General features: G+C 62.1%; 20 protein-coding genes. 11 read left to right on the top strand and 9 right to left on the bottom strand.

Annotation, left to right across the window (positions count from 1 at the left end; genetic code table 11):
- Nucleotides 1-291 precede the first annotated feature (291 nt).
- From FSY45_RS02780 to FSY45_RS02755, 6 genes are all read left to right on the top strand, one after another.
- Nucleotides 292-666 (top strand): helix-turn-helix domain-containing protein, encoded by a 375-nt coding sequence (locus FSY45_RS02780; RefSeq protein ID WP_003069723.1) that lies wholly within the window; start codon nt 292-294, stop codon nt 664-666.
- Nucleotides 667-1,229: 563 nt separating this feature from the next.
- On the top strand, nt 1,230-2,609 hold the full coding sequence (locus FSY45_RS02775; protein WP_080944400.1) for an SWIM zinc finger family protein: 1,380 nt from the start codon (nt 1,230-1,232) through the stop codon (nt 2,607-2,609).
- On the top strand, nt 2,606-4,363 hold the full coding sequence (locus tag FSY45_RS02770) for a DUF5691 domain-containing protein (RefSeq protein WP_046460711.1): 1,758 nt from the start codon (nt 2,606-2,608) through the stop codon (nt 4,361-4,363). Before FSY45_RS02775 ends, FSY45_RS02770 begins: the two co-directional genes overlap by 4 nt.
- 37 nt (nt 4,364-4,400) lie before the next feature.
- Nucleotides 4,401-5,483 carry an AAA family ATPase gene (locus FSY45_RS02765; RefSeq protein WP_046460712.1) on the top strand — a complete coding sequence of 361 codons (1,083 nt, stop codon included), beginning with the start codon at nt 4,401-4,403 and terminating at the stop codon, nt 5,481-5,483.
- A gap of 169 nt (nt 5,484-5,652) precedes the next feature.
- A complete protein-coding gene (locus tag FSY45_RS02760) occupies nt 5,653-8,226 on the top strand; it encodes a DUF5682 family protein (protein WP_046460713.1) in 2,574 nt (857 codons plus the stop codon).
- Nucleotides 8,227-8,228: 2 nt separating this feature from the next.
- Nucleotides 8,229-9,434 (top strand): VWA domain-containing protein, encoded by a 1,206-nt coding sequence (locus FSY45_RS02755; RefSeq protein ID WP_046460714.1) that lies wholly within the window; start codon nt 8,229-8,231, stop codon nt 9,432-9,434.
- A 33-nt stretch (nt 9,435-9,467) separates the two neighbouring features.
- Here FSY45_RS02755 and FSY45_RS02750 read toward each other — a convergent pair whose 3' ends face one another.
- Complete coding sequence (locus FSY45_RS02750) at nt 9,468-9,677, bottom strand: hypothetical protein (RefSeq protein ID WP_046460715.1); 210 nt, start codon at nt 9,675-9,677, stop codon at nt 9,468-9,470.
- A 142-nt stretch (nt 9,678-9,819) separates the two neighbouring features.
- Here FSY45_RS02750 and FSY45_RS02745 point away from each other — a divergent pair, with 142 nt between their 5' ends.
- The 4 genes from FSY45_RS02745 (at nt 9,820) to egtB (ending at nt 14,377) form a co-directional block, all read left to right on the top strand.
- Nucleotides 9,820-10,839 carry a DUF808 domain-containing protein gene (locus FSY45_RS02745; protein WP_148747903.1) on the top strand — a complete coding sequence of 340 codons (1,020 nt, stop codon included), beginning with the start codon at nt 9,820-9,822 and terminating at the stop codon, nt 10,837-10,839.
- Nucleotides 10,840-11,042: 203 nt separating this feature from the next.
- Nucleotides 11,043-11,657, top strand: coding sequence for an OmpW family protein (locus FSY45_RS02740; RefSeq protein ID WP_003069736.1), 615 nt, complete (start codon nt 11,043-11,045; stop codon nt 11,655-11,657).
- Nucleotides 11,658-12,015: 358 nt separating this feature from the next.
- A complete protein-coding gene (egtD, locus tag FSY45_RS02735) occupies nt 12,016-13,071 on the top strand; it encodes an L-histidine N(alpha)-methyltransferase (protein WP_370512834.1) in 1,056 nt (351 codons plus the stop codon).
- Nucleotides 13,058-14,377, top strand: coding sequence for an ergothioneine biosynthesis protein EgtB (egtB, locus tag FSY45_RS02730; protein WP_080944401.1), 1,320 nt, complete (start codon nt 13,058-13,060; stop codon nt 14,375-14,377). The genes egtD and egtB overlap by 14 nt, the downstream gene beginning before the upstream one ends.
- 27 nt (nt 14,378-14,404) lie before the next feature.
- Here the strand turns inward: egtB and FSY45_RS02725 are convergent, their stop codons facing one another.
- A complete protein-coding gene (locus FSY45_RS02725; RefSeq protein WP_003069743.1) occupies nt 14,405-15,682 on the bottom strand; it encodes an O-acetylhomoserine aminocarboxypropyltransferase/cysteine synthase family protein in 1,278 nt (425 codons plus the stop codon).
- A gap of 208 nt (nt 15,683-15,890) precedes the next feature.
- On the opposite strand from FSY45_RS02725, the gene FSY45_RS02720 reads away from it, so the two are divergent.
- Nucleotides 15,891-17,087 carry a diguanylate cyclase gene (locus FSY45_RS02720; protein ID WP_003069744.1) on the top strand — a complete coding sequence of 399 codons (1,197 nt, stop codon included), beginning with the start codon at nt 15,891-15,893 and terminating at the stop codon, nt 17,085-17,087.
- Between the two features lie 72 nt (nt 17,088-17,159).
- On the opposite strand, the gene FSY45_RS02715 is transcribed toward FSY45_RS02720, so the two are convergent.
- From FSY45_RS02715 to FSY45_RS02685, 7 genes are all read right to left on the bottom strand, one after another.
- Entirely contained in the window at nt 17,160-17,804 is a 645-nt protein-coding gene (locus FSY45_RS02715) for a 3'-5' exonuclease (protein WP_046460718.1), read from the bottom strand.
- A gap of 134 nt (nt 17,805-17,938) precedes the next feature.
- Nucleotides 17,939-18,721: an enoyl-CoA hydratase/isomerase family protein gene (locus FSY45_RS02710; protein WP_003069750.1), complete on the bottom strand. Its 783-nt coding sequence runs from the start codon at nt 18,719-18,721 to the stop codon at nt 17,939-17,941.
- The gene (locus FSY45_RS02705) at nt 18,721-20,277 is read right to left on the bottom strand and encodes a long-chain fatty acid--CoA ligase (protein ID WP_046460719.1); all 1,557 of its coding nucleotides are present in this window, start codon (nt 20,275-20,277) and stop codon (nt 18,721-18,723) included. The genes FSY45_RS02710 and FSY45_RS02705 overlap by 1 nt, the downstream gene beginning before the upstream one ends.
- A gap of 42 nt (nt 20,278-20,319) precedes the next feature.
- Complete coding sequence (locus FSY45_RS02700) at nt 20,320-21,477, bottom strand: acyl-CoA dehydrogenase family protein (protein WP_003069755.1); 1,158 nt, start codon at nt 21,475-21,477, stop codon at nt 20,320-20,322.
- 2 nt (nt 21,478-21,479) lie between these two features.
- Nucleotides 21,480-22,310 (bottom strand): SDR family NAD(P)-dependent oxidoreductase, encoded by an 831-nt coding sequence (locus tag FSY45_RS02695; protein ID WP_012837845.1) that lies wholly within the window; start codon nt 22,308-22,310, stop codon nt 21,480-21,482.
- 30 nt (nt 22,311-22,340) lie between these two features.
- Nucleotides 22,341-22,754: a MaoC family dehydratase gene (locus FSY45_RS02690; RefSeq protein ID WP_046460720.1), complete on the bottom strand. Its 414-nt coding sequence runs from the start codon at nt 22,752-22,754 to the stop codon at nt 22,341-22,343.
- Nucleotides 22,755-22,766: 12 nt separating this feature from the next.
- On the bottom strand, nt 22,767-23,207 hold the full coding sequence (locus tag FSY45_RS02685) for a MaoC family dehydratase N-terminal domain-containing protein (RefSeq protein ID WP_003069760.1): 441 nt from the start codon (nt 23,205-23,207) through the stop codon (nt 22,767-22,769).
- Nucleotides 23,208-23,213 lie beyond the last annotated feature (6 nt).

The following is a 23,213-nucleotide window of genomic DNA, read 5'->3' as shown; positions in this document are numbered from 1 at the left end:
GCAAGATCCGTTGCCAACACTGCACCGGCTGTTGATGGGACAGCAGCTATCTGGACTGTTCCGTGTCCATTGGGCGACCGTAGGCCTTGGCTCTCAAGTCATGTGCGGGCCTGTGCTTAGGGGGGCTGCTTCATGTCAGAATCTATCGATTGATGTGAATAGGTGTAGTAGCTCTGTGCAAAGGGCTGCTGCTTTTTTGCCTCTAGTGCAGTGTTGTGAAGCGGCACTAGCTTGGCTTTGGTATGACAATAGTACGCAAATGCGTATATTTGTCAATATTGAGTTACTCATATGGGTATTGGTGCGCGTTTGCGTGAGGAACGAGAACGCCTTGGCTTGAACCAGGAAGGGTTTGGCCAACTTGGCGGTGTGCGCAAGCAGGCGCAGCTGCTCTACGAGAAAGACGAACGAAAGCCGGATAGCGATTACCTTGTTGCGGTTGCCGCAGCAGGTGTTGATGTGCTGTTTGTGCTGACAGGCCGGCGCCAGTCAGATCTTCCAGCGGGGGATGCCAGCGAACAGCTTTTGCTGGAGAACTTTCGACGCTGTTCGTTAGCTGCCAGACAGAATCTCTTGCAGTCTTCTGTGTTGTTGGCCGCGGGCTTGCCAGCCGAAGCATCGTCAGTGGCTAATTCTCCGACCCAGAGCCGACTTCCAAGGCTGTGACACAGGGCGTGTTTGGCATCGACGGTGTCCTGGTCGATTTGACCCAGAGCATTCAGACCCTCGGTAGCAATTTGACAGCCAGATAGGCAGCAAGGTGCACTTGCGGGCAGCTGGCGCGGTATGAGCACCGAAGCCGGGTCGAGCCATTGGTAAGCAAAAGTAGCAGGAATGTCGTGGCTTGGCTGCGGCGGAGTCGGTACTTGCATCTGCAGCAGCGTCGGTGGGCTGAATGTTCACCGGGAACAGCGGTACCGCAGCTTGACGAGGAAGCCGGTTGATGCATGTCACCCGGCTTCTCTATGTTCTGATTTTTTGCACGTTTTCATCGGCACAGTGCCATGGCGATGATAGGCTGACGCATTGCGCGCAACGGTTTGCGCGGTCTGTCAAACCACAGTTTTTGCCGCGCTGAAAGCACAGTTTCAGCAAAGTGCGGACGAGGTTTTCCGAGGGGAGTTTCGCACTCGCCCTTGGTGCGTAAGCGCCTCGAACTATCAGGATATTGCGTCGATTCGGGACGGGAGACATTGGTGTCGCGTGTATTAGCAACGGAAGCGGAAGTTTTGGCGCTGTCGCCGGATGCTGCGTCATCCAAGGCGGCCAAGGGACTGCAGTCCCTGAGCAAATGGCCGAACACAGGCAGCAATGATGCTGCGGTTTGGGGGGAATGCCAGGGCAGCGGCAGCAAGCCGTATCAGACTCAGGTCGATCTGAGCGGGCCGGCCTTCAAGTGCTCCTGCCCCAGCCGCAAGTTCCCCTGCAAGCACGGGCTGGCGCTGATGCTGCTGCGCGCAGGCGGCCAGGTGCCGGAGGGCGGCGAGCCCCCGGAATGGGTCAGCAACTGGTTGGGTGGGCGTCAGCAAAAAGCCGAGCAGAAGGAGGCCAAGGCGGCCGCCATTGCCGCTGCGCCAGTGGCGGATCAGGAGGCTCTGGCCAGACAGCAGGCCAAGCGCGAGGACAAGCGCTGGGACAAGGTTGCTGGCGGCATGCAGGAGCTGTCGCTATGGATGCAGGACATGGTGCGCACCGGCCTGGCCAATCAGGCCGGCGACAGCCAGACGCGCCAGCACTGGAACACCATGGCGGCACGCATGGTGGATGCCCAGGCCACGGGCATGGCCGCACGTATCAGGGAAGCCTGGGAGTTGGTGGGCAGCCACCCGACCTGGCCGCGTGACCTGCTGGTGCAGCTTGGCCATTGGCAGCTGCTGGTGGACGCGGTGCAGCGGCGTGACTCGCTGAGCCCCGAGGTGAAGGCCGACGTCATGGCTGCCCTGGGCTGGCCCATGGACAAGGCCGAAGTACAGGCCCGTGGCGAGACCATCAGCGACGATTGGCGGGTGCTGGGTCAGCGCCTGATCGAGCGCGAGGGTCGCCTGCTGGAACGCCGCGTCTGGCTGCAGGGCCTCAATACCGGCCGCGCGGCCCTGATGCTGGACTATGCCCAGGGCGGGCGAGGGTTCGAGACGGCCTGGGTGAGCGGCGGCGCTTATCGCGCAGCCTTGAGCTTTTATCCGGGCAGGGCGAGCCTGCGGGCGGTTGCTGTCAATGGGGTTGAAGCACTCGACAGCTCCGATGCCGCAGCCCTGACGCTCAAGGCTTTGGGCGAACCGTTGCTGCAACTGGGCGAGCGCATTGCCGCCAATGCGCTGCAGCCGGTGCAGCCGCTGTGGTGTGCGAATGCCCAGCTGCTGTATGTAGAGGGGCAATGGCTGGTGGGCTGGCCCACAGGGCAGAGCCAGCCGGCGCCCGTGCCTGCGGTGATTGCTGACGACGAAGCCTGGCGGCTGCTGGCGCTGAGCGGCGGCACGCCTCTGGCACTGTTCGGCGAGTGGGAGTGTGGGCCGCAACTGGGGCGCTGGCGCTTGCTCAGCGCCTGGCAGCAGGGTGCCCACAGCCAGGACTTGTCCCCCATCTGGCAGAACCAAGGAGAGATGCGATGAGCAGCGCCAATTTATGGGCTGCGCTGCAGCAGTCAAGTCTGGTCGGCGCGGACAGGCTGGCCGTACCTGCGGTGTTGACCGCGCAGGTCGATGCCGCAGCCAGCACCGGTTTGCAAGCCATGCAAGCCGCCTGGCTGCAACCGGCTGCATCAACGGCTGCACAGCTGCTGAGGGCCAGCGCCGTCGCTGCCGTCCTGGAGCGGGCGGGCTGGCAACCCGGCGCGCAGGTCAGGCTCGGCGCACCTTTGAGCTCCCCGGCATTGCCTGCCGACGAGTCTCGCCGTGCGCCCGAGGATGAGCGCTTGCATGGCCTGATGCGTGATGTGCTGCAGCATGGGCCAGAGAACATGCTGGCTCCCATGTTCCATGCCCTCGATCAGGCCGGACAGCGCTTGCCTCATGCGCTTCTGGTCGATGCTTTGAACGAAGGCCGCCGTTCGGTGGAACTGCGTACCTGGCTGACGCCGGTGCTGGGCGAGCGAGGACGCTGGCTGGCCGGGCTCAACCCGCAATGGAGCTATGCCAGCGGCGTGCAGGAGACAGCCAATGCCGAGCTGATCTGGCAGGAGGGCTCCATCGAGCAGCGCGTGGCGCTGCTGCACAGCGAACGTGAGACCGATGCCGACCAGGCGCGCGCCAGACTGGAAGCCAGCTTGAAGGAGCTCAATGCCAAGGAGCGTGCGCCCATGGTGCTGGCTCTGGGCGTGGGACTGTCCATGGCGGACGAGCCGCTGCTGGAAAAGCTGCTGACCGATCGTAGCAAGGAGGTGCGCGAGAACGCGGCCCGTCTGCTGTCGCGTTTGCCGCAAAGCGCGCACAGCCTGCGCATCACGGGCTGGCTGCAGTCCATGCTGAGCCGCAATGCCAAGGGGGAATGGCAGATCGAGCCGCCCGAGGAGGGCAGCAAGGACTGGGAGCGCGACGGCATTGCGCTGCAACCGCCGGCCTATATCAAGGGCGTGAAAGCCTGGTGGCTGCAGCAGATGGTGGAGCTTGCGCCCATCGATTTCTGGCTGCAGACCCTGGAGATGACGCCCGAGCAGCTCTGGGACTGGAGCCGCCGCAGCGACTGGAAGACCGCTTTGCGTCAGGGCTGGCTGGCGGCCCTGCGCGATCAGCCCGATGTGCGCTGGATTGCGCTGTTGCAGACCATGGAACGCGATGCACGGGCCGAAGCGCTGCTGCCGGCCCTGCTGGACCGGCTGAGCCAGCAGGAGCGCGAGGCGCTGTGGCAGGCGCAGTTGCAGCAGGCCAAGGGTAGCCTGGTGGACCGCATCAACAGCATCGAGAGCAGCATGCCCGTGGTTGGCGTATTTTCTCAATCCATGTCTGAGCAACTGATGGACGCTCTGGACAAGGCGCTGGGCGGCAAGCAGGCCACGGGCAGCTGGCATAGCTGGCAGGCCGATCAGGCCGTGCTGGCCTGCGCGCGCCGGCTGCATCCGGCCGTTCTGCCGCGCTTTGTGCGGCTCTGGCGTCAGCCTCCACAGGCTGAGGAACCTGCCGTGCCAGAGCTGCAGCCCGAGGCAGCAGCCCCGTCAGGGCTGGCCGGGCTCTGGCAAAAATTGGTATCCAAGGTGGCCGATGCGGCCGAAGAGGCCACTACCGTTGCTGCGCAAAGCAGCCTGACTCCCGAACAACAGGCGCGGCTGGAGCGCGCCCGCCTGCGCCCCTGGGATGACGAGCGCGTGCTCGAGCAACTCAACCGTATCGCCGATCTGCGCCTGGCCCTGCAGGCCGCGCTGAGCGCCTAAGCCTTCGAATTTTTCTGCATTCAACCCGAAAGTCATCATGAGCCAAGTACTACGTCAGCACGCCGAGGCGCAATTTGCCGAAGAACTCGATGCCCTGCAGAAGGTGGACGACCGTCCGCGCCCGCCCAACTGGAAGCTCTCACCCTGGGCCGTGCTCCAGTATCTGATGGGTGGCAAGCTCAGCAACGGGTTTGAGCTCAGCCCCAAATACATCGGCAATCCGCGCCTGATGGAGATTGCCGTGTCCACGCTGGCCACCGACCGTGCCTTGCTGCTGTATGGCGTGCCCGGCACGGCCAAGTCCTGGGTGTCCGAGCATCTGTCTGCGGCCGTGAGCGGCGATTCGACCATGCTGATCCAGGGCACGGCCGGCACCAGCGAGGAGCAGCTGCGCTATGGCTGGAACTACGCCCAGTTGCTGGCCCACGGTCCGTCCGAGAAAGCGTTGATTCCCAGCCCGCTGGTCAACGCCATGAAGCTGGGCAAGATCGCGCGCATCGAGGAGCTCACACGTATTCCCGCCGATGTGCAGGACACGCTGATCACCGTGCTGTCCGAAAAGACGCTGCCCGTGCCGGAACTGTCCATGGAGTTCCAGGCCGTTCAGGGATTCTCTGTCATCGCCACGGCCAATAACCGCGACAAGGGCGTCAACGAGTTGTCGAGCGCATTGAAGCGCCGCTTCAATACCGTGGTGCTGCCTGTACCCGCCTCGCAGGACGAGGAGGTGCAAATCGTCACCAAGCGGGTGGCCGAGCAGGGGCGGGCGCTGCAGCTGCCAACCGAGCCGCCTGCGCTGCAGGAAGTGCGCCGCGTGGTGCAGATCTTCCGCGAGCTGCGCCACGGCCAGACCGAGGACGGCAAGACCGTGCGCGTGAAGTCGCCCAGCTCCACGCTGTCCACGGCGGAGGCCATCTCGGTCATCAACAGCGGTATGGCGCTGGCCGGTCATTTCGGCGATGGCGTGCTGCGTGCGGCCGATGTGGCCTCGGGCCTGCTGGGAGCCGTGATCAAGGACCCGGTGCAGGACACGGTGGTGTGGAAGGAATATCTGGAGACCGTGGTCAAGGAGCGTAGCGAATGGAAGGATCTGTACCGCGCCTGCCGCGAGCAGCTGTGAGTTGTGCTGCAGTGAATACAGCTCTTGATACGTCGTTGCATCACCTCGCCCTGGCGTTGCCACTGTCTTCGGTGATGACGCCTCGTCTCAACCGCCCATCTGTGATGGGCTGAGCTGTCTTCACTGCCAGAGACCTTGCCATCCCTTTCTTGAGCCGTCTGACAAGCCCATGGCCACTTCCGCTGATTCTGTTCATTTCTTTGGCATACGCCATCACGGCCCGGGCTGCGCTCGCAGTCTGCTGCAGGCGCTTGAGGCCTTGCAGCCCGATTGCCTGCTGGTGGAAGGCCCGCCCGAGGGGGAGGCGCTGCTGCCCATGCTGCAAAGCGCCGAGCTGCGCCCGCCCGTGGCCATGCTGGTCTATATGCAGGACGAGCCCAGCCAGGCTGCGTTCTATCCGTTTGCCGAGTTCTCACCCGAATGGCAGGCATTGCAGTGGGCCAGTCGCCGGGGTGTTGCAACCCGCTTCATCGACCTGCCGCAGACCCATGGCATGGCCATCGAGTTTGCACGACGCGAAGTACTGAAGAAGGCCGCACAGGAGGCCGAGGAGGCGATGCTGTCGGTGGCTGTCCCGGACTCGGAGCAGGATGCACCAGATGTCGGGGAGGCCGCGACGCTTGCCGATATGCAGGACGGCGATGAGCATGAGCTGCAGCTGGACCTCCCGGCACCGGCTCCTCAACACCTGCACCGCGATCCGCTGGACTGGCTGGCCCATGCCGCAGGCTTTGACGATGGCGAGAGCTGGTGGAACCGTCTGGTCGAGGAGCGAGGCGACAGCGAAGCACTGTTCGAGAGCATTGGCGAGGTGATGACGGCAGCTCGCGAAGAGCTGGCCAAGGACGGCGAACATTGGCGTGGCGAGGAATACATGAAGCGCGAAGCACTGCGCGAAGCCCATATGCGCCAGTGCATTCGCGAGGCGATCAAGGCCGGTCACCAGCGCATTGCCGTGGTTTGTGGCGCCTGGCATGTGCCGGCGCTCAAGGCCAGCGTGACGGCCAAGGCAGATAGCGCCCTGCTCAAGGGCCTGCCCAAGGCCAAGGTGATGGCGACCTGGGCCCCCTGGACTTATCGCAATCTGGCCAGCAGCAGCGGCTATGGCGCGGGTGTGACTTCTCCGGGTTGGTACCAGCATCTGTGGCAGTGCTATCAATCGTCCCCGGGTTTTGAGTCAAATCAGCCTCAAACGCTTGATGGTAAAGCGCAAGCAGCTATCAAAAACGACGTTTCTCCAGCCACGCTGCGCACGGCGGGCTGGCTGACGCGCGTGGCCCATCTGCTGCGCGACAAGGATCTGGACTGTTCCAGCGCCCACATCATCGAGGCCACGCGTCTGGCCGAGGGCTTGGCGGCGCTGCGCGGCCAGCCCGTGCCCGGCCTGGACGAAATCAACGAGGCCATAGTCACCGTGATCTGCATGGGCGAGGACGCACCGCTCAGGTTGATCGATGAGGAGCTGACCGTCGGTCATGTGCTGGGCCAGGTGCCCGCCGATGTACCCCAGGTGCCGCTGCAGCGCGATATCGAGCAGCAGCAGAAGTCGCTGCGCCTCAAGCCCGAGGCGGCAAGCAAGCTGCTGGCGCTGGATTTGCGCAAGGACATGGATCTGGCACGCAGCCATTTTCTGCACCGTCTGAGACTGCTCGGCATTGACTGGGGCGTTCGCGCCACCGATGCCCAGCGCAACCGGGGCACTTTCCGCGAAAGCTGGCAGCTGCAGTGGGAGCCCGAGCTGGCGGTGCGCATCATCGAGGCCAGCGTGCACGGAGCGACCGTGGCCCAGGCCGCCACGGCCAGGCTGCGCTCCAGCCTGACCCCCGAGACCTCGCTGCCCGAAATCGCGCAGGCCATCGATGATGCGCTGCTGGCCGATTTGCCGCAGCTGGTCGAGGCCCTGATTGCCACACTGGCCCAGCGTGCAGCCACCACGGGTGATGTGGCCCAGTTGCTGCAGGCCTTGCCGCCACTGGCCAATGTCTATCGCTATGGCAGTGTGCGCCAGACGGATACAGCCCTGCTGGCCGGCGTGATCGATTCGCTGATGCTGCGCGCCGCCATCGGCCTGCCTGTCGCCTGCATGGCCATGGACGAGGATGCTGCGGTCGCCATGAAGACCAAGGTGCTGGCGGCCCACGAGGCACTGCGGTTGCGCACCAGCAACGGCGAGGCGCAGCAAGCGGTGGATGCCTGGCGCCTGGCACTGCGCAGCTTGGCCATGGGGGATGCCGCAGCGGCACTGCTGCGCGGCATGGCTTGCCGTTTGCTGCTGGACGAGCAGTTGCTGGAAAGCGCCGAGATCGTGCGCCAGTTCAACCGCAATCTTTCACTGGGTGCGGCGCCCATGGATGTGGCGGCCTGGCTGGACGGTTTTCTGAACCAGCAGGCGCTGGTGTTGCTGCATGACGAGTCCATCTGGGGTGCTGTCGATGCCTGGCTCAGTGGTCTGGGCGAGGTGCAGTTTGCCCAGATTCTGCCGCTGGTGCGGCGTAGCTTCTCGAGCTTCAGCAATCACGAGCGCCAAAGCCTGGGCGACAAGGTCAAGCGAACGCCTGTGGGAGGCGTTGCGGCACCCGATCCTGCCGTAGGTGCTGCGGACGATGCCGCGCCCTGGGATGAGTCGCGTGCCTTGCTGGCCTTGCCCGTGCTCAATGAGTTGCTGGGCTTGAATCTGCCACAGGCGCTGATGGGGCAAGCCCAGGCAGCTACCGAATTTGATGCGGCCGCGGCCAAGGTGTGACGATGAAGCAAACAGCAAACTTGGCGACCGAGCCGCAACAGGAGTCCGAAGAGCTGCAGCCCACTACGCGGCTGCAGCGCTGGCGCATGGTGCTGGGTAGCCCCGCTGACGCCAGTTGCGGCGGTGTGACGGGCCGCTTGCAGGAGATGGACCAGGCGCTGGCCGCCTTGTATGAGGAAGACAGCAAGCTGGCATCGCGCAAGGGCGGACGCGGCAACTCCTCGCCTTCGGTATCGCGCTGGCTGGGCGATATCCGCAAATACTTTCCGAGCCAGGTCGTGCAGGTCATGCAGCGCGATGCCATGGAGCGCCTGAATCTGCGCGAGCTGCTGCTGCAGCCCGAGATGCTGGAGAACGTGCAGCCCGATGTGCATCTGGTGGCGGACCTGATTTCGCTGGGCTCGGTGATTCCGCAGAACACCAAGGCCACGGCGCGGCTGGTGGTGCGCAAGGTGGTGGACGAGCTGATGAAAAAGCTCGAGGAGCCCATGCGCAGTGCCGTGGCCGGGGCGCTGGATCGCAGCCAGCGCAACCGACGCCCGCGGCATGCAGAAATCGACTGGAATCGCACCATACGCGCCAACCTGCGCCATTGGCAGCCCGAGTACAAGACCATTGTTCCAGAGACGCTGATCGGTTATGGGCGCAAGGCGCGCCGCCCGCAGCGCGAGGTGATTCTGTGCATTGACCAGAGCGGCTCCATGGCTAACTCGGTGGTCTATTCCAGCATCTTTGGTGCGGTGATGGCCAGCCTGCCGGCCGTAGCCACCAAGCTGGTGGTGTTTGATACGGCCGTGGTTGATCTGACGGAAAAGCTCGACGACCCCGTGGATGTGCTGTTTGGCGTGCAACTGGGCGGCGGCACCGATATCAATGGTGCGGTCGGCTATTGCCAGGGACTGATCAGCGAGCCGCGCAACAGCATTCTGGTGCTGATCTCCGACCTCTACGAGGGCGGTGTGGAGTCGGGCCTGCTGCGCCGCGCCAACGAGCTGGTGGAAGCAGGCGTGCAGTTCATTACGCTGCTGGCGCTCAGCGACGAGGGCGCACCGGCCTATGACGCGGAACTGGCGGCCAAGCTGGCGGCACTGGGCGTGCCCTCGTTTGCCTGTACCCCCGATGCCTTTCCACAGCTTATGGCTGCGGCCATCCGTCGCGACGATGTGGCAGCCTGGGCGGCGACACAGGGCTTCAAGATCAGCAAATAAGAGGACTGCCCGAAGAAGGCTGCTTGTTGGGGCTCAGCCCGGCAGAACGACGCCGAGTTTGGCCAGCCTGGCGGCCATCACATCACGGCGGCGCGCGGCCTTGGCAGCGGTTTCGCTGACCGTTGCAATGGTCTTGGGGCCTTTGCCTGCGGCGGCCTTGACCAGCGCGGCCTTCTTGGCGGCCTCTGCGGCAAGTTTGCGGTAGCTGGCAATCAGTTCGGCATGAGCGATGGCTTGAGTCACAGGGTTTCCGTTCGATGAGGGCGCTCATTGTCGCTGCAAAGCCTTGGCCGTGCTGATCGCGTAGGCGATTGGCAACTTCCTGTCGCAATCGTGGCACGGTTTGCAGGCATGATGGCGATTTTGCAAACCAGCGGGAGAAGCGATGGCAGGTGCCGGCCTTTTGATGTTGCTAGACGATATTGCTAGCTTGCTCGACGACGTGGCCTTGATGACCAAGACCGCGGCAGGCAAGAGCACGGCAATTCTGGACGATGTGGCTACCCAGACCAAGGTTGCGGTGCAGAAGACGGCCGGCGTGCTGGGCGATGACCTGGCTCTCAATGCCGAGCAGGTCACGGGAGTGAAGGCCAACCGGGAGCTGCCCGTGGTCTGGGCAGTGGCCAAAGGTTCATTGATGAACAAGGCCATCCTGGTGCCGGCGGCGCTGTTGATCAGCGCTTTTGTGCCCTGGTTGATCACGCCCTTGCTGATGGTGGGGGGCGCTTTTCTGTGCTTTGAAGGCGTGGAGAAGATCCTTGAGCTGTTTCACAAGCATCAAAAGCATGATGCGCATGATGCCGTGGTGGATGCCGAGGAGGCGGCCCATAAAGGTGTTGCGCCTTCATCGGTGCGTGCCGCGCGTGAAAAGCAGATGGACCCGATGGAGTACGAGAAGCAGAAGGTCAAGGGGGCCGTGCGCACGGACTTTATCTTGTCGGCCGAAATCATGGCGATTGCGCTGGGTACGGTGTCCGCCAAACCCATCTGGGAGCAGGCCTCGGTGCTGATCGCTGTAGCTCTGGCCATCACCGTGTTCGTCTATGGACTGGTGGCCGGGATCGTGCGCATGGATGACGTGGGCGGCTGGCTGATGGCCAAGAGTAGCAGCACTGCCAAGGCCATGGGCCTTGGTCTGATTGCTTTTACCCCGTGGCTGATGCGCGGGCTGTCCATCGTGGGCACGGCTGCCATGTTCATGGTGGGAGGTAGCTTGCTGGCGCACGGCATAGAGCCGGTCGAACATTGGATAGAGCAGGTGATTGTGCCCACGGGCGGTATTGTTGCAGCGCTGGGACCGGTGTTGGTGCATGTGCTGGTTGGGGCCGTCATTGGCGGTGCGGTTGTGGTGTGCGTGGAGTTGTGGCACAAGCTGCGACCAGCCAGGGTGGCTCATCCGAATTGACGACTACCATCACTGCTGACGCAAATTTTTGCGCTTCATCAGTATCCTGGGCGGACGTGGCCGATGGGCAACGTCCGCTTTTTTCTTTGCGGTGTTGGTGTGCGGGTTGACCTGGGACAAACCCGTGTGGCAGTGGCTTTGTTTCAATGGATGCCAAGGGATGCAAAGCATTGCTCTCACCCAATTCTTCAAGGAAAGAACCCATGAAAAAGACTCTGATCGCGATTGCTGCTGTTGCCAGCGCCCTGACGGCCGGTACCGCTTTTGCCCAATCTTCGTTTGACGGCTCCAGCCCTTGGCAGGTTCGCGTGCGTGCTCTGCATCTGGATAGCGACAACGGTGGCGCTGCCGGAGACGCAGGCGTGAGCATCAACAACAAGTGGATGCCTGAGCTGGACGTGTCCTACTTCTTCACGCCCAACATCGCGGCAGAACTGGTGCTGACCTATCCTCAAAAGCATGATGTGCGCCTGAATGGCGGCAAGATCGGTTCGCTCAAGCATCTGCCCCCCACCTTGCTGGCGCAGTACCACTTCACCAACTTTGGGGCCTTCAAGCCTTATGTGGGGGCTGGCGTGAACTACACACGCTTCTCGAACGTGGACATCCTGGATGGTGCCGTGACCGTGAAGAAGAACAGCTTTGGCGGCGCGCTGCAGGTTGGCTTCGACTATGCGCTGGACAAGAACTGGTCACTGAACTTCGACATCAAGAAGGTGTATCTGGGTACCAAGATCACAGGTGCAGGCGTGTTTGAAAACACCAAGTTCAAGGTTGACCCATGGCTGGTGGGCGTGGGCGTGGGCTATCGCTTCTGATAGCTTCACGGCAAAGAGTGTTCTTGTCTGCGGCCTTCTTCCCGCAGGCGAGGCACGCACCGCAGGCTCTGCGGTGCATCGGAGTCAGCAGGTCGGCATGGCCTGATGACTTCGGAGGCTAGGGTGTATGTTTAGATCGGTATTCCGCCAGCGCGGGGTACCGATTTTTTTTGCTGAATTCTTTGACCAGTATTGACTTTGTCAGCATTGCTGCATGTGCATGCAGTAAAAGGATCGCTGGCTTCAGTCCTACTTCTGCCGATTGCCGGCCGCGCTAGGCTGAGGGTCTAAAGCAGGCTTGGCAGTGATGGCGCGGGCAATGGCTGCATCGCGCGATCAGCTCATCAGGAGGATCAGCATGCGCGCGACACCGGACAGGCAGGCAGCATCGATAGAGTTTGCATCACGCGCAGGGCGCATTCCATTGCCTCTGGCGTCCTCGTTGAGACCTCCACCGCTTCAGGACGAGGGTTGCAGCTTCATGGACGCGTATACCCCCCCGACGCATCTGCGCTATGAGCTGGCGCAGGGGCTGATGCAGCGGCAGGCGCAGATTTCTCCCAAGTTCCTATATGACGCGCATGGCTGCGCCCTGTTTGAGCAGATAACCGAGCTGCCCGAGTACTACCCCACAAGAACCGAGGCTGCCATCATGGCCCGCTATGACCTGGAGATCGCCCAAGCCATGGCGGGTTGCCAGGTGTTGATAGAGCTGGGAGCGGGCAATTGCGAAAAAGTGCGGCGCCTGTGCCGCAGCGTGGGGCCGCAGCAGTTTCTGGGAGTGGATATTGCGGTCGAGTTTCTGCAGGCCGCTGTGGCCAGGCTGGAGCACGACTTCCCGCGACTTACGGCTCGTGCAGTTGCGGCGGATTTCACGGGGGACTGGCATTTGCCGTCAGGCGTGCCACAGACGCGGCGTGAGCTGTTCTATCCTGGCTCCTCGATCGGCAACTTCGATACGCAGCAGGCTTTGCATATGCTCGGACATATGCATTCACTTCTGGGGGGCGACGGCGGGCTGCTGATTGGCATTGATCTGCCCAAGCCGGTACCGGTTCTGATAGCCGCTTACGACGATGAGCAGGGCGTCACAGCCGAATTCAATCTCAATGTGCTCAATCATGTGAACCGTCTGCTGGGCAGCGATTTCAATCTTCAGGACTGGGCGCATGAGGCGCGCTTCGACAGCCGGACATCGCGGATAGAGATGCATTTGCGCGCCCGTCGCCCCGTCATGGTGTGCTGGCCTCAGGGCCTGCGCTATTTTGCTCAGGGCGAGACCATCCATACGGAGAACAGCTACAAATACCCGCTGTCCGATTTCCTCTCCATGCTGGCTTGCGCGGGATTTGCCGCGCCCAGGGTCTGGACCGATGAGCAGCAATGGTTTGCCGTCATTCATGCCCATGCCTGAAACCATGGCGCTGCCATTTTTCATGACACCTGCTGCCGGGGACTGGATAGTGCTGGCGCAGCAGTTCGAGCGGGTGAGGGCCTGCACGCAAAAGCTGGCTGCGCCCTTGTCTGCAGAAGATGCCTGCGTGCAATCCATGCCGGATGCCAGTCCTGCCAAATGGCATCTGGCCCATACCAGCTGGTTCTTCGAAACCTTTGTACTGGCCGTGCACCAGCTAGGGCATCAGGCTTTTGACGGCAGTTTTCGCATGCTATTCAACTCCTATTACCAGCAGGTGGGTGCACGCCATCCCAGAGCCCAGAGGGGCTTGTTGACCAGACCGGCTCTGGCGCAGGTCATGGCCTATCGCGCTGTGGTGGATGAGCAGATGCTGGCGCTGATGGCCGCCATGAAAGAGAAAAGTCCGACGACTCAGCAGGCCGTTGCTCAGCTCGTCGCATTGGGCTTGCAGCACGAGCAGCAGCATCAGGAGTTGATGCTCACCGATATCAAGCATTTGCTTTCTTGTCACCCGCTCTGGCCTGCTTATGCGTCAGATGGGGTGGCAGAGGAGAATTGCGTGCAGGCCTATGCTGATCTCACATGGCTGCCGCTTGAGGCGGGCATCTACAGCATGGGTCATGGCGGCGGCAGCTTTGCGTTTGACAATGAAATGCCTAGGCACAGTGTCTATGTGCAAGCTGCGCAGATTGCATCGAGGCCCGTGAACAATGGCGAGTTTCTGCGCTTTGTGCTGGATGGCGGCTACAGCCAGCCTCAATGGTGGTTGGCCGAAGGCTGGGACTGGTGCCAGGCCCAGCAACTGAGCCACCCCTGGTACTGGAGGCAAGCTGAAGATGCTGCGGGCTGGCAGGAGTTCAGCCTGTATGGCGTGACGGCTCTGCATGCACTGAGGCCTGCCTGCCATATCTCCTATTTCGAGGCTGATGCCTATGCGCGCTGGGCCGGTGCGCGCCTGCCGACGGAGATGGAGTGGGAGGTGGCAATGGGCAGGCTGGCCTGGCCTGCGTCCCGCTTCGGCGAGCCTGGCCGTCTGCACCCCGAGGTTGCAGGCACCCGTGCGGGAGCCGCAATCGGCCAGGTCTGGGAGTGGACGCATTCGTCCTATGCCGCCTACCCGGGCTTTCGTGTGGCTGAGGGGGCTGTGGGGGAGTACAACGGCAAGTTCATGGTCAACCAGTATGTGCTGCGCGGCGGCTCCTGCCTCACGCCTGCCGGTCATGCGCGGCTGACCTATCGCAACTTCTTTCCCGCAATGGCTCGCTGGCAGATGACGGGGCTGCGACTGGCGCGCGATGCCTGAAGTCGCGCGCCGGAGTCTCAGCCCGCTTCAGACCTGTTTCAACGCCTGGTTCAGGTCGGCCAGCAGATCGTCAATATGCTCAATGCCCACGGACAGGCGCACCATGCCTTCGGTCACGCCGGCCTTGGCCAGTTCGTCCGCATCCAGCTGACGGTGCGTGGTTGAAGCGGGGTGGGTGGCCAGCGACTTGGCATCGCCGATATTGACCAGGCGCGTGAACAGCTGCAAGGCGTCCAGGAAGCGTGCTCCGGCCGCACGGCCTTCGCTGCCCTTGAGGCTGAACGACAGAATGCCCGATGCGCGGCCGCCAGACTGTTTTTGCACGATGGCATGGTCGGGGTGGTCTTTCAGGCCTGCATAGCGCACCCATTCCACCTTGGGGTGTTTTTGCAGCGTTTCTGCAATCTTCTGCGTGTTTTCGCAGATGCGGTCCATACGCAGGGCCAGGGTTTCGATGCCTTGCAGAATCTGGAAGGCGTTCTGCGGCGAGATGGCGGCGCCCATATTGCGCAGCGGAACGACGCGGGCGCGGCCGATGAAGGCGGCGGGGCCCAGTGCTTCAGTGTAGACCACGCCGTGATAGCTGACGTCGGGTTCGTTCAGGCGCTTGAAGCGGGCCTTGTGCTCCGCCCAGGGGAACTTGCCGCTGTCCACGATCGCCCCGCCAACGCTGGTGCCGTGGCCGCCCAGGTATTTGGTCAGCGAATGCACGACGATGTCAGCGCCATGCTCGAACGGGCGCAACAGATAGGGAGAGGGCACGGTGTTGTCGACGATCAGCGGCACGCCGTGCCGGTGGGCCACATCGGCCAGAGCGCGGATATCGGTCACATTGCCCAGCGGGTTGCCGATGGACTCGATGAATACCGCCTTGGTCCTTGCATCGATCAGCTTGCCGAAGCTGGCCGGATCGCGCGGATCGGCAAAGCGCACCTCGATGCCTTGCTGCGGGAAGGTGTGGGCAAACAGGTTGTAGGTGCCGCCGTAGAGCGTGCTGGCCGACACGATGTTGTCACCCGTTTCGGCCAGGGTCTGGATGGCGGCGGTGATGGCAGCCATGCCCGATGCCACGGCCAGTGCGGCAATGCCGCCTTCGAGCGCCGCGACGCGCTTTTCCAGCACGTCGGTGGTGGGATTCATGATGCGCGTGTAGATATTGCCCGGGACCTTCAGATCAAACAGATCGGCGCCATGCTGGGCGCTGTCAAACGCGTAGGCCACCGTCTGGTAGATGGGCACGGCCACAGCCTTGGTGGTGGGGTCGGGGGAATAGCCGGCATGTACGGCGAGTGTCTCTATGCGCATGTGTGTGTCTCTTTGGCAAGTTATTCGGACGCCACAGCCCGGGCTTTGGCGTCATTGATTATGGGCAGGACGTTGACTCAGGAGAACGACCTAATGGCTATGTGCTTATGCCAGAGTGAAAGCGAGCGCTGTATTGGAATATTGGAGATACTTCTCGCCGGAGAATGGACGACGTTGAATTCACAGTTTCCTGCGCGGAGAACCTAAATTGGGCCAGCCTGCAGATTTGTACTTTGCCTTGATTGCGCCGGCTTGCGTGGTGTTGTTCGGGTTTGCCTTGTTGGCTTGCTGGTATGTGCAGCGCCGACAGCCGCGTGCGCTGTTCCTGCTCTGGCTGGTGGGCGGTTATGTGTTGCTTGCGACGGCTCTGGCTGCGCAAAGCCTGATGAGCAATGCGCAGCTGAGCCAGTTTGCAATCGCCACGGCATGTCTGTATCTGCTGGGGACCTGGTCGCTGGCGCAAGGGGTGTCCCTGAGGCAGGGGGCTGCAGGGGCGAGTGTGCCCTGCGGCCTGTTGATCGCTGTCGCCGCCCTGTCCGCGCTGTTCTATTTTTCCCGGATCGAGAATGATTTGTGGGTCCGCGTGCAGTGCCTGGCTCTGGCCATGGCCTTGCAGCTGGCCCTGGCCATGCCGGCATTTCTCAAGGCCGATTCGTCAAAGGACTGGCTGGAGCGTGGCGTGCGCTGGGCCTATGGGCTCAACGTCTGTTATGCCTTGTTCAGGCCGGCGGCCGTAAGTCTGTTGCCCGTTCACGAAGTGCAGGAGCTGACCCGATCTGGATACTGGTTGCTCACCCAGGCCATAGCGCTTCTGTTTGCGATGTGGTTTGCGGTAGGACTGCTGGCCTGCTCGGTCAGGGATGTGATGACGACATTGCGCGAAGAGCGCAACCGTGACTCTTTGACGCGCCTGCTCAATCGCCGCGCCTTCATGGAGGCCGCAGAGTCGCGCTTGGCCGATCAGCGGCTGGTGCCCTGGGCCGTGGTTGCCGTGGACATCGATCATTTCAAATACATCAACGACAACTGGGGCCATGCGGCCGGCGATCAGGTGCTACAGCAACTGGCACAGTTGCTGACTCAGCAGGTCAGAGACTGCGATCTGGTTGCCCGCTTCGGCGGAGAGGAGTTTGTCTTGCTGCTCTCCCGAGTGCAGCTGTTCGAAGCGCAAGCCATTGTGGAGCGTGTGCGTGAGCGCTTGCAAAGCCAGGTGCTCGGAGGATTGGCTGCGCAACTCAGGGTAACAGCCAGTTTTGGCATCGCTGCACTCAGTTCCGCACAGGATCTCGAGCAGGCACTGGCTCGGGCCGATGCGCTGCTATACCAGGCCAAGAAGGCAGGGCGGGATTGTGTCATGAGTTCTGCGCAGGACGAGAGCGAGCTGCAATGGAAAATGTTTGCCTGAATCCCGCTGTCGGGCGCAGAGTCTATGGTGCTTTGACGATTGGCTTCTTTTCGCGATCTGAGGGCTGAACGTTCACGACCTCGGACTCCTGGGGCCGCGTCGGGCAAGGACGGGTTGTGTGCTTTCCCAGGCGGGCAGGCGGGCATAGATCACGACCGGAGCATGGGCGTCATTGGCGGCATAACGCCGCTGGGCCGGGCTGAGTTCTGTGGCAGCCCAGTTGGAGGTGGTGGTGCGCTTGGACTTGCGAAAGCTCTGCTGGAGTACCAGCGCTGCGGCGGCGCGCACACCCACTGATGGGCCATAGCCTAGCCGCTTGAAGCGGCTGTCCAGATCCTGAATATTGATCAGCGGCGCCCCCAGCCTGCGGGGCAGGGAGTGTTTATCGTTATCGAGCCCGAAGCCGACCTTGCAGATATGTTCTGCAGCCAGCACCATGCGCGACACCTCCAGAGCCATGGGCCTATGCAGTTGCAGCAGCCAGGCCTGACTGGCCGTGGCAAGCTGCACCAGATGAGGGCCGCTGTCTTGCTGGCCAATATTGAAGATGGGTTTGCTTTCCGTGTCAAAGCCGAGCACGGGCTCGGCATTCATGGCCTTGAAGGCGGCTTCAAATTCGGTTTCGGACTGCGGTATGTGGATTGCATGTTCGGGCAATTCCAGAAACGGAGGGAGCAGGGCACTTTCGTCCTTGCTGGGTGCAATCAATCGGGGCATGTCGGTGATTACACACCAGCTTCGTGCTTATCCCCAGAACATGTGGTCTGGCCTGTGGGTAAATATCGGAATAAATGCGCAAAGCCTTGACTGGCAAGGCTTTGCCTGTTGCGCCTAAAAAACAGGCAAACGATTCAGCGACGCTGAAAAACGGGCTTGCGCTTTTGCAAAAAGGCAGTCACGCCTTCGAGGCTGTTGCCTGAGCGGGCGCAGGCCAGCATGGCTTCGCGCTCGGCACTCAGTTGCTGCTGAAGATCTTGCCGATGTGCCGAGTCACAGAGGCTTTTGATGCCCGCCAGGGAGTTGGTGGGACCGCCGGCAAGCTCTTCGGCCAGCGCGGTTGCCGCCGTGAGCAGTTGTTCGGGCTCGTGCAGCTCGTCGACCAGGCCCATGCGCAGACAGTCCTCGGCCGCGACGGCGCGGTTGCTCATCAGAATGTATTTGGCCCTGGCAGCACCGGCACGGCGGGTGAGATAGCCCGATACACCAAGATCCGGGCTCAGGCCGATGGCGGAGTACCCTCCGCGCAAAAACATGTGACGGCTGGCCAGTACCAGGTCCGCACACAGTGCGAGCCCGATGCCGCCACCTCCGACAGGGCCTTGCACGGCACTGATGACTGGCAGCGGCAAGCTGGCCAGCTGATGCATGACAGGGTTGAGCAGATCAAGCATGGCGCCGATCAGCGGTGCCAGTCGCTCGCGATGTTCGCCAAACTCGCTGATATCGCCCCCGACGCAGAATTGCTTACCGCTTGCGGAAATGAGCAGGGCACCGATATCCGCGTTGCAGGCCCGCTCTACCACTGCCTTCAGGTTGTGAGCCATGGCCGTGCTGATCACGTTGCCCCGCTCGGGCTGGTTCAGGACCATATGACCTACGCCGTTACGAACTTCCCAGAGAACCAGATCAGACATCAGGTGACCTTTCTTTCATGATGGGCCCAGAACGGGGCCCGCAAGCTGGTTTTGAGGATCTTGCCTGCACCGGATAGCGGCATGGCCTCGACAAAGGAAACATCACGGGGACATTTGTAGCCGGCGATGCGCTCCTTGCAGAAATGGATCAGCTCCTGGGCTTCCAGGCTCTGTCCGGGCTTAAGCACGATGAAGACATGGACCTGCTCGCCCCAATGCTCATGGGGAATGCCTATGACGGCGCACGAGGCCACGGCAGGATGGGTGGCAATAACGCTCTCCACCTCGATGCTGTAGACGTTCTCGCCACCGGTAACGATCATGTCCTTGATGCGGTCCACGACAAAGACGTAGCCTTCGTCATCCATGCGGCCGCCATCGCCCGTATGCATCCAGCCATCACGGATGGCGGCTTCGGTTTCGGCGGGCTTGTTCCAGTAGCCCAGCATCACTCCGGGGCCCCGAACCACAATTTCACCGACCTCGCCACGTGGCACCTCCCGCCCTTCGGGATCGACGATGCGCACCTCGGTGCAGGCAGTGGCGCGTCCGGCGCTGCGGTGGCGGCCCTTGGCTCGGCCTGGCTCGCGGTGCATCTCGGGGGAAAGAATGGTGGCGATGGGGGATACCTCCGTCATGCCATAGGCCTGCACAAAATCCACGTCGGGGATGGTCCGCATGGCCCGGTCCAGCAGGCCCTCGGAGATGGGTGAGGCTCCATAAGCCATCTGACGCAGCGACTTCAGATCATATTTGTGCAGATCGGGGTGGTCCACCAGCATTTGAATCATGGTGGGCACCAGCAGCGTATCGGTCACGCCGGTGCTGGCGATGGCCTGCAGTACCGCGAGAGGATCGAAGCGCGGCACCATGACATGGCAGCCGCCTGCGGCGAACAGGGCATTCATGAACGCACCGTCAGCCAGATGGAACATGGGGGCTGCGTGCAGGCCAATGCTGCCTGCGCGCACGATCTGTGACGACACACCCGAAATGGCATTGGTATAGAGATTGCGATGGCAGAGCATGACCCCCTTGGGAGAGCCAGTGGTGCCACCGGTATAGAAGACGCCGGCCAGATCGTCGCCGCTGCGCATGGAGTCTTCAACCGGGCTGCTGTCTGCCACCAGCGCTTCATAGGAGAGCATGTTCTGCGGGGCAGGGCCATCGCCCAGATGGATCAGCGTCTGCAGAGAGCGGGACAGCTTGAGGAGCTCCGGTGTCAAAGGCGCAAAACTGTCATCCACCAGCAGAAGGCGGGTGTCGCAATCATCGAGGGAGTAGGCGATCTCGTTGGCGCTCCAGCGGATATTGATGGGGTTGACGGCCACGCCTGCCCAGTAGCAGGCCATGTAGTACTCCAGATACCAGTCTGAGTTGAGGCTCAGAATCCCGACCCGGTCCCCGGCCTGGGCGCCCAGCGCCTGCAGCGCACCAGCGAAGCGGGCGACCCGCTCCCCCAGTTGCGCAAAACTGCGTTTGCGACCGTTGTAGATGCTGGCTGTGGCATGGGGCGTCTGCTGCATGGCGCGACGCAAGCTTTGCGTGAGATACATGGCTGGTCTTTCTTGAAACAGAGAAAGCGATCAATGCGAGAGCTATTGGGCGAAAAGGCGTCTGGCGATCAGGTCCTTCATGATTTCGTTAGCGCCGCCGTAGATCTTCTGGATCCGGGCATCGGTGTACAGGCGCGCGATGGGGTATTCCTCCATATAGCCGTAGCCGCCGAACAGCTGCAGGCATTCATCCATCACCTTGCACTGCTGCTCGCTGCACCACCACTTGGCCATATAGGCGGCCTCGTTATCCAGAGTGCCGTCGAGCAGGCGCTGTATGCAGTCGTTGACAAAGCTGCGCACCACATGGGCCGTGGTGGCGCATTCGGCCAGCTTGAAGCGCGTGTTCTGGAAATCTGCAATCGTCTGGCCGAATGCCTTGCGTTGCTGGGTGTAGTCCACGGTCAGTGCAACAGCCATCTCGATGGCTGCAGCGGCGCTGACCCCCAGTAGCATGCGTTCATAGGGCAATTGGCTCATCAGTTGCTTGAAGCCTTGCCCCTCGGTGCCTCCCAGCAGGTGGCTGACGGGTATGCGCAGGTCTTCAAAGAACAGCTCGGCAGTGTCCGAAATATGTTGACCGATCTTGCCTAGCCTGCGGCCCACGCGAAAGCCGGGCAGGTTTTCCGTCTCCAGCACCACCAGCGATACGCCGCCGCTTCCGGCATCTCCGGTGCGCACGGCCACCACCAGCAAATTGGCCGTGTAGCCATTGGTGATGAAGGTCTTGGAGCCATTGATGACGTAGTGCTCGCCATCGCGCTGGGCCCGTGTGCGCATGGCCTTGAGGTCGGAGCCCACGCTGGGTTCGGTCATGGCGATGCCGGCCAGCAATTCGCCGCTGCAAAGCCTGGGCAACCAGCGCTGCTTTTGTTCCTCGGTTCCATAGGCCAGCAGGTAGTGCGAGGCGATGGTGTGCACGCTGGTGATGGCATGTACCTCGGCCTTGGTCAGCTCTTCCTGTACCACCAACTGATAGGCCAGATTGCCGCCACCGCCACCCCATTGCTCGTCCATCTCGGGCAGCAGAAAGCCATATGTGCCAAAGCCGCGCCAGATCTCGCGCGGCACGTAACCCTGAGCGCGCCAGGCGGGTACATGGGGTGCCAGTTCGCGCTCTATGTAGCGGCTTACCTGCTCTCTGAAAGCATCGATATCTGCATTCATCCAGGCATGTTGAAAGGGTTTGGGCAGCAGCATGTTCAGACCCCTGTCAGGCCGCCGGTACACATCAAGGTCTGGCCGCTGATGTAGTCCGACTCGGGTTGGCAAAAGAGGTAGACCGCACCCGCCGCTTCGTCGGGCGTGCCGGCGCGACCCAGGGGAATCGTCTGTTCCATGGCTGCCATCAGGCCGGGGTTCACGCCTACCTTGATGTCGCGGCCTTCGATGTGGGCCGTCTCGCCATTGGCAGCGGAGTTGGTCAGCCTGGTCTTGATGAGTCCGAATGCCACGCAGTTCACATTGACGTTCATGCGTCCCCACTCTTTGGCCAGCGTCATGGTCATGCCCGTGATTCCGGCCTTGGCCACGGAGTAGTTGGTCTGGCCCGCATTGCCGAACAGGCCCGCTACCGATGAGATATTGACCACCTTGCGCATGACGCGCTGGCCAGCTTCCAGCTCGGTCTTGGATAAGGTCCTGATAACAGGCTGGGCCGCACGCAGTATGCGAAACGGTGCCGTCAGATGGCAGTCGAGAATGGCGTACCACTGCTCGTCGCTCATCTTCTGGATGACGTTGTCCCAGGTGTAGCCGGCGTTGTTGACGATGATGTCCAGTCCCTGGTATTGCTGGACGGCGGCGCCAACAAAGCGCTCGGCAAAGTCGGTGTGGGTGACATTGCCCACGCAGGCAACGGCCTCGCCGCCCATCTCGCGTATCAGGGCCAGGGTCTCATTGGCGGGTTCGGCATCGAGGTCGTTGATGACCAGGCGTGCGCCTTCGCTGGCCAGCTTGAGGGCGATGCTGCGGCCTATGCCGCGGCCCGATCCTGAAACCAGGGCTACCTTGCCGTCGAGTTTTCCTGTCATTGCTGTCTCCTTGGGCGAATCAATACGTTCTCAGGGCAGGCTGATCCAGGCATCGCCCGCGATCTTGGTCTGGCCATGCTGGTTGCTGCTTTGCACCTCGACGCGGACGCTGCGGTCCGCATCGCGTTTTTCCATAACGCGGCCCGTGCACGAGATCGCATTGGCCAGATGGGTAATGCCCTGAAAGCGCACGTCGAAGCGGCGCAGCCTGGATTGCGGCGCCCAGTTGGTCAGCAGCCGCCCCAGCCAGGCCATGCCCAGCATGCCGTGGGCAAACACATCGGGCATGCCGGCCTTGCGCGCAAAGTCGGTGTCGATATGAATCGGGTTGTGGTCGCCCGAGGCTCCGGCAAACAAGGCCAGCGTGGTGCGGCTGATCGGGGGCAGTTCGAGGGTCGGCAGTGCATCTCCAACCTGGACCTTGTCGTAGCGAGGGGTGTTCATTGCCGGCCCTTTCTAGTTGCGAACCACGATGACGGAGCGCATCTCGGCCACCAACTCGTTGTCCTGATTGACAGCGCGCGATGACTTCACGACAAATTCCAGTGCGCCGTTCTTCTTGCTGTAGATGTCATCGATCCTGGACTGCACTGTGATGCGGTCTCCGGCGCAGGCGCTCCGGTGATAGCAGAAGCTCTGCTCGCCATGCAGGATCTTGGCGATCGGGATGTTCAGGGTTTGCAGGAGCAGGTCGGACGCGCCGCTGTCCATCTCCGCCGCAAACAAAAAGGTGGGGGGCGCGGGCAGGTCCGGGTAGCCCGCTGCGCGGGCGGCTTCCAGATCGGTATAGATGGCGTTGTTTTCACCGATGGCCTTGGCAAAGAAGCGCAGGCGGCTGCGGTCCAGGCTGAGCTCGGAAGAGGGCAGGGCATGCCCTATCCATTGGGTGTCAATCATTGGCCA

Source organism: Comamonas sp. Z1 (assembly GCF_008121555.1).
Taxonomy (GTDB): domain Bacteria; phylum Pseudomonadota; class Gammaproteobacteria; order Burkholderiales; family Burkholderiaceae_C; genus Comamonas; species Comamonas thiooxydans.
This window is presented reverse-complemented; position numbering and strand designations above follow the sequence as displayed.

What these genes read in the sequence shown, in the direction of transcription:
- FSY45_RS02780 (WP_003069723.1), top strand. Translation starts at nt 292, where the DNA reads ATGGGTATTGGTGCGCGTTTGCGTGAGGAACGAGAACGCCTTGGCTTG.
- FSY45_RS02740 (WP_003069736.1), top strand. Translation starts at nt 11,043, where the DNA reads ATGAAAAAGACTCTGATCGCGATTGCTGCTGTTGCCAGCGCCCTGACG.
- FSY45_RS02765 (WP_046460712.1), top strand. Translation starts at nt 4,401, where the DNA reads ATGAGCCAAGTACTACGTCAGCACGCCGAGGCGCAATTTGCCGAAGAA.
- FSY45_RS02690 (WP_046460720.1), bottom strand. Translation starts at nt 22,754, where the DNA reads ATGAACACCCCTCGCTACGACAAGGTCCAGGTTGGAGATGCACTGCCG.
- FSY45_RS02710 (WP_003069750.1), bottom strand. Translation starts at nt 18,721, where the DNA reads ATGTCTGATCTGGTTCTCTGGGAAGTTCGTAACGGCGTAGGTCATATG.
- FSY45_RS02695 (WP_012837845.1), bottom strand. Translation starts at nt 22,310, where the DNA reads ATGACAGGAAAACTCGACGGCAAGGTAGCCCTGGTTTCAGGATCGGGC.
- FSY45_RS02745 (WP_148747903.1), top strand. Translation starts at nt 9,820, where the DNA reads ATGGCAGGTGCCGGCCTTTTGATGTTGCTAGACGATATTGCTAGCTTG.
- egtB (WP_080944401.1), top strand. Translation starts at nt 13,058, where the DNA reads ATGCCCATGCCTGAAACCATGGCGCTGCCATTTTTCATGACACCTGCT.
- FSY45_RS02760 (WP_046460713.1), top strand. Translation starts at nt 5,653, where the DNA reads ATGGCCACTTCCGCTGATTCTGTTCATTTCTTTGGCATACGCCATCAC.
- FSY45_RS02705 (WP_046460719.1), bottom strand. Translation starts at nt 20,277, where the DNA reads ATGTATCTCACGCAAAGCTTGCGTCGCGCCATGCAGCAGACGCCCCAT.
- FSY45_RS02685 (WP_003069760.1), bottom strand. Translation starts at nt 23,207, where the DNA reads ATGATTGACACCCAATGGATAGGGCATGCCCTGCCCTCTTCCGAGCTC.
- FSY45_RS02770 (WP_046460711.1), top strand. Translation starts at nt 2,606, where the DNA reads ATGAGCAGCGCCAATTTATGGGCTGCGCTGCAGCAGTCAAGTCTGGTC.
- egtD (WP_370512834.1), top strand. Translation starts at nt 12,016, where the DNA reads ATGCGCGCGACACCGGACAGGCAGGCAGCATCGATAGAGTTTGCATCA.
- FSY45_RS02725 (WP_003069743.1), bottom strand. Translation starts at nt 15,682, where the DNA reads ATGCGCATAGAGACACTCGCCGTACATGCCGGCTATTCCCCCGACCCC.
- FSY45_RS02755 (WP_046460714.1), top strand. Translation starts at nt 8,229, where the DNA reads ATGAAGCAAACAGCAAACTTGGCGACCGAGCCGCAACAGGAGTCCGAA.
- FSY45_RS02715 (WP_046460718.1), bottom strand. Translation starts at nt 17,804, where the DNA reads ATGCCCCGATTGATTGCACCCAGCAAGGACGAAAGTGCCCTGCTCCCT.
- FSY45_RS02700 (WP_003069755.1), bottom strand. Translation starts at nt 21,477, where the DNA reads ATGCTGCTGCCCAAACCCTTTCAACATGCCTGGATGAATGCAGATATC.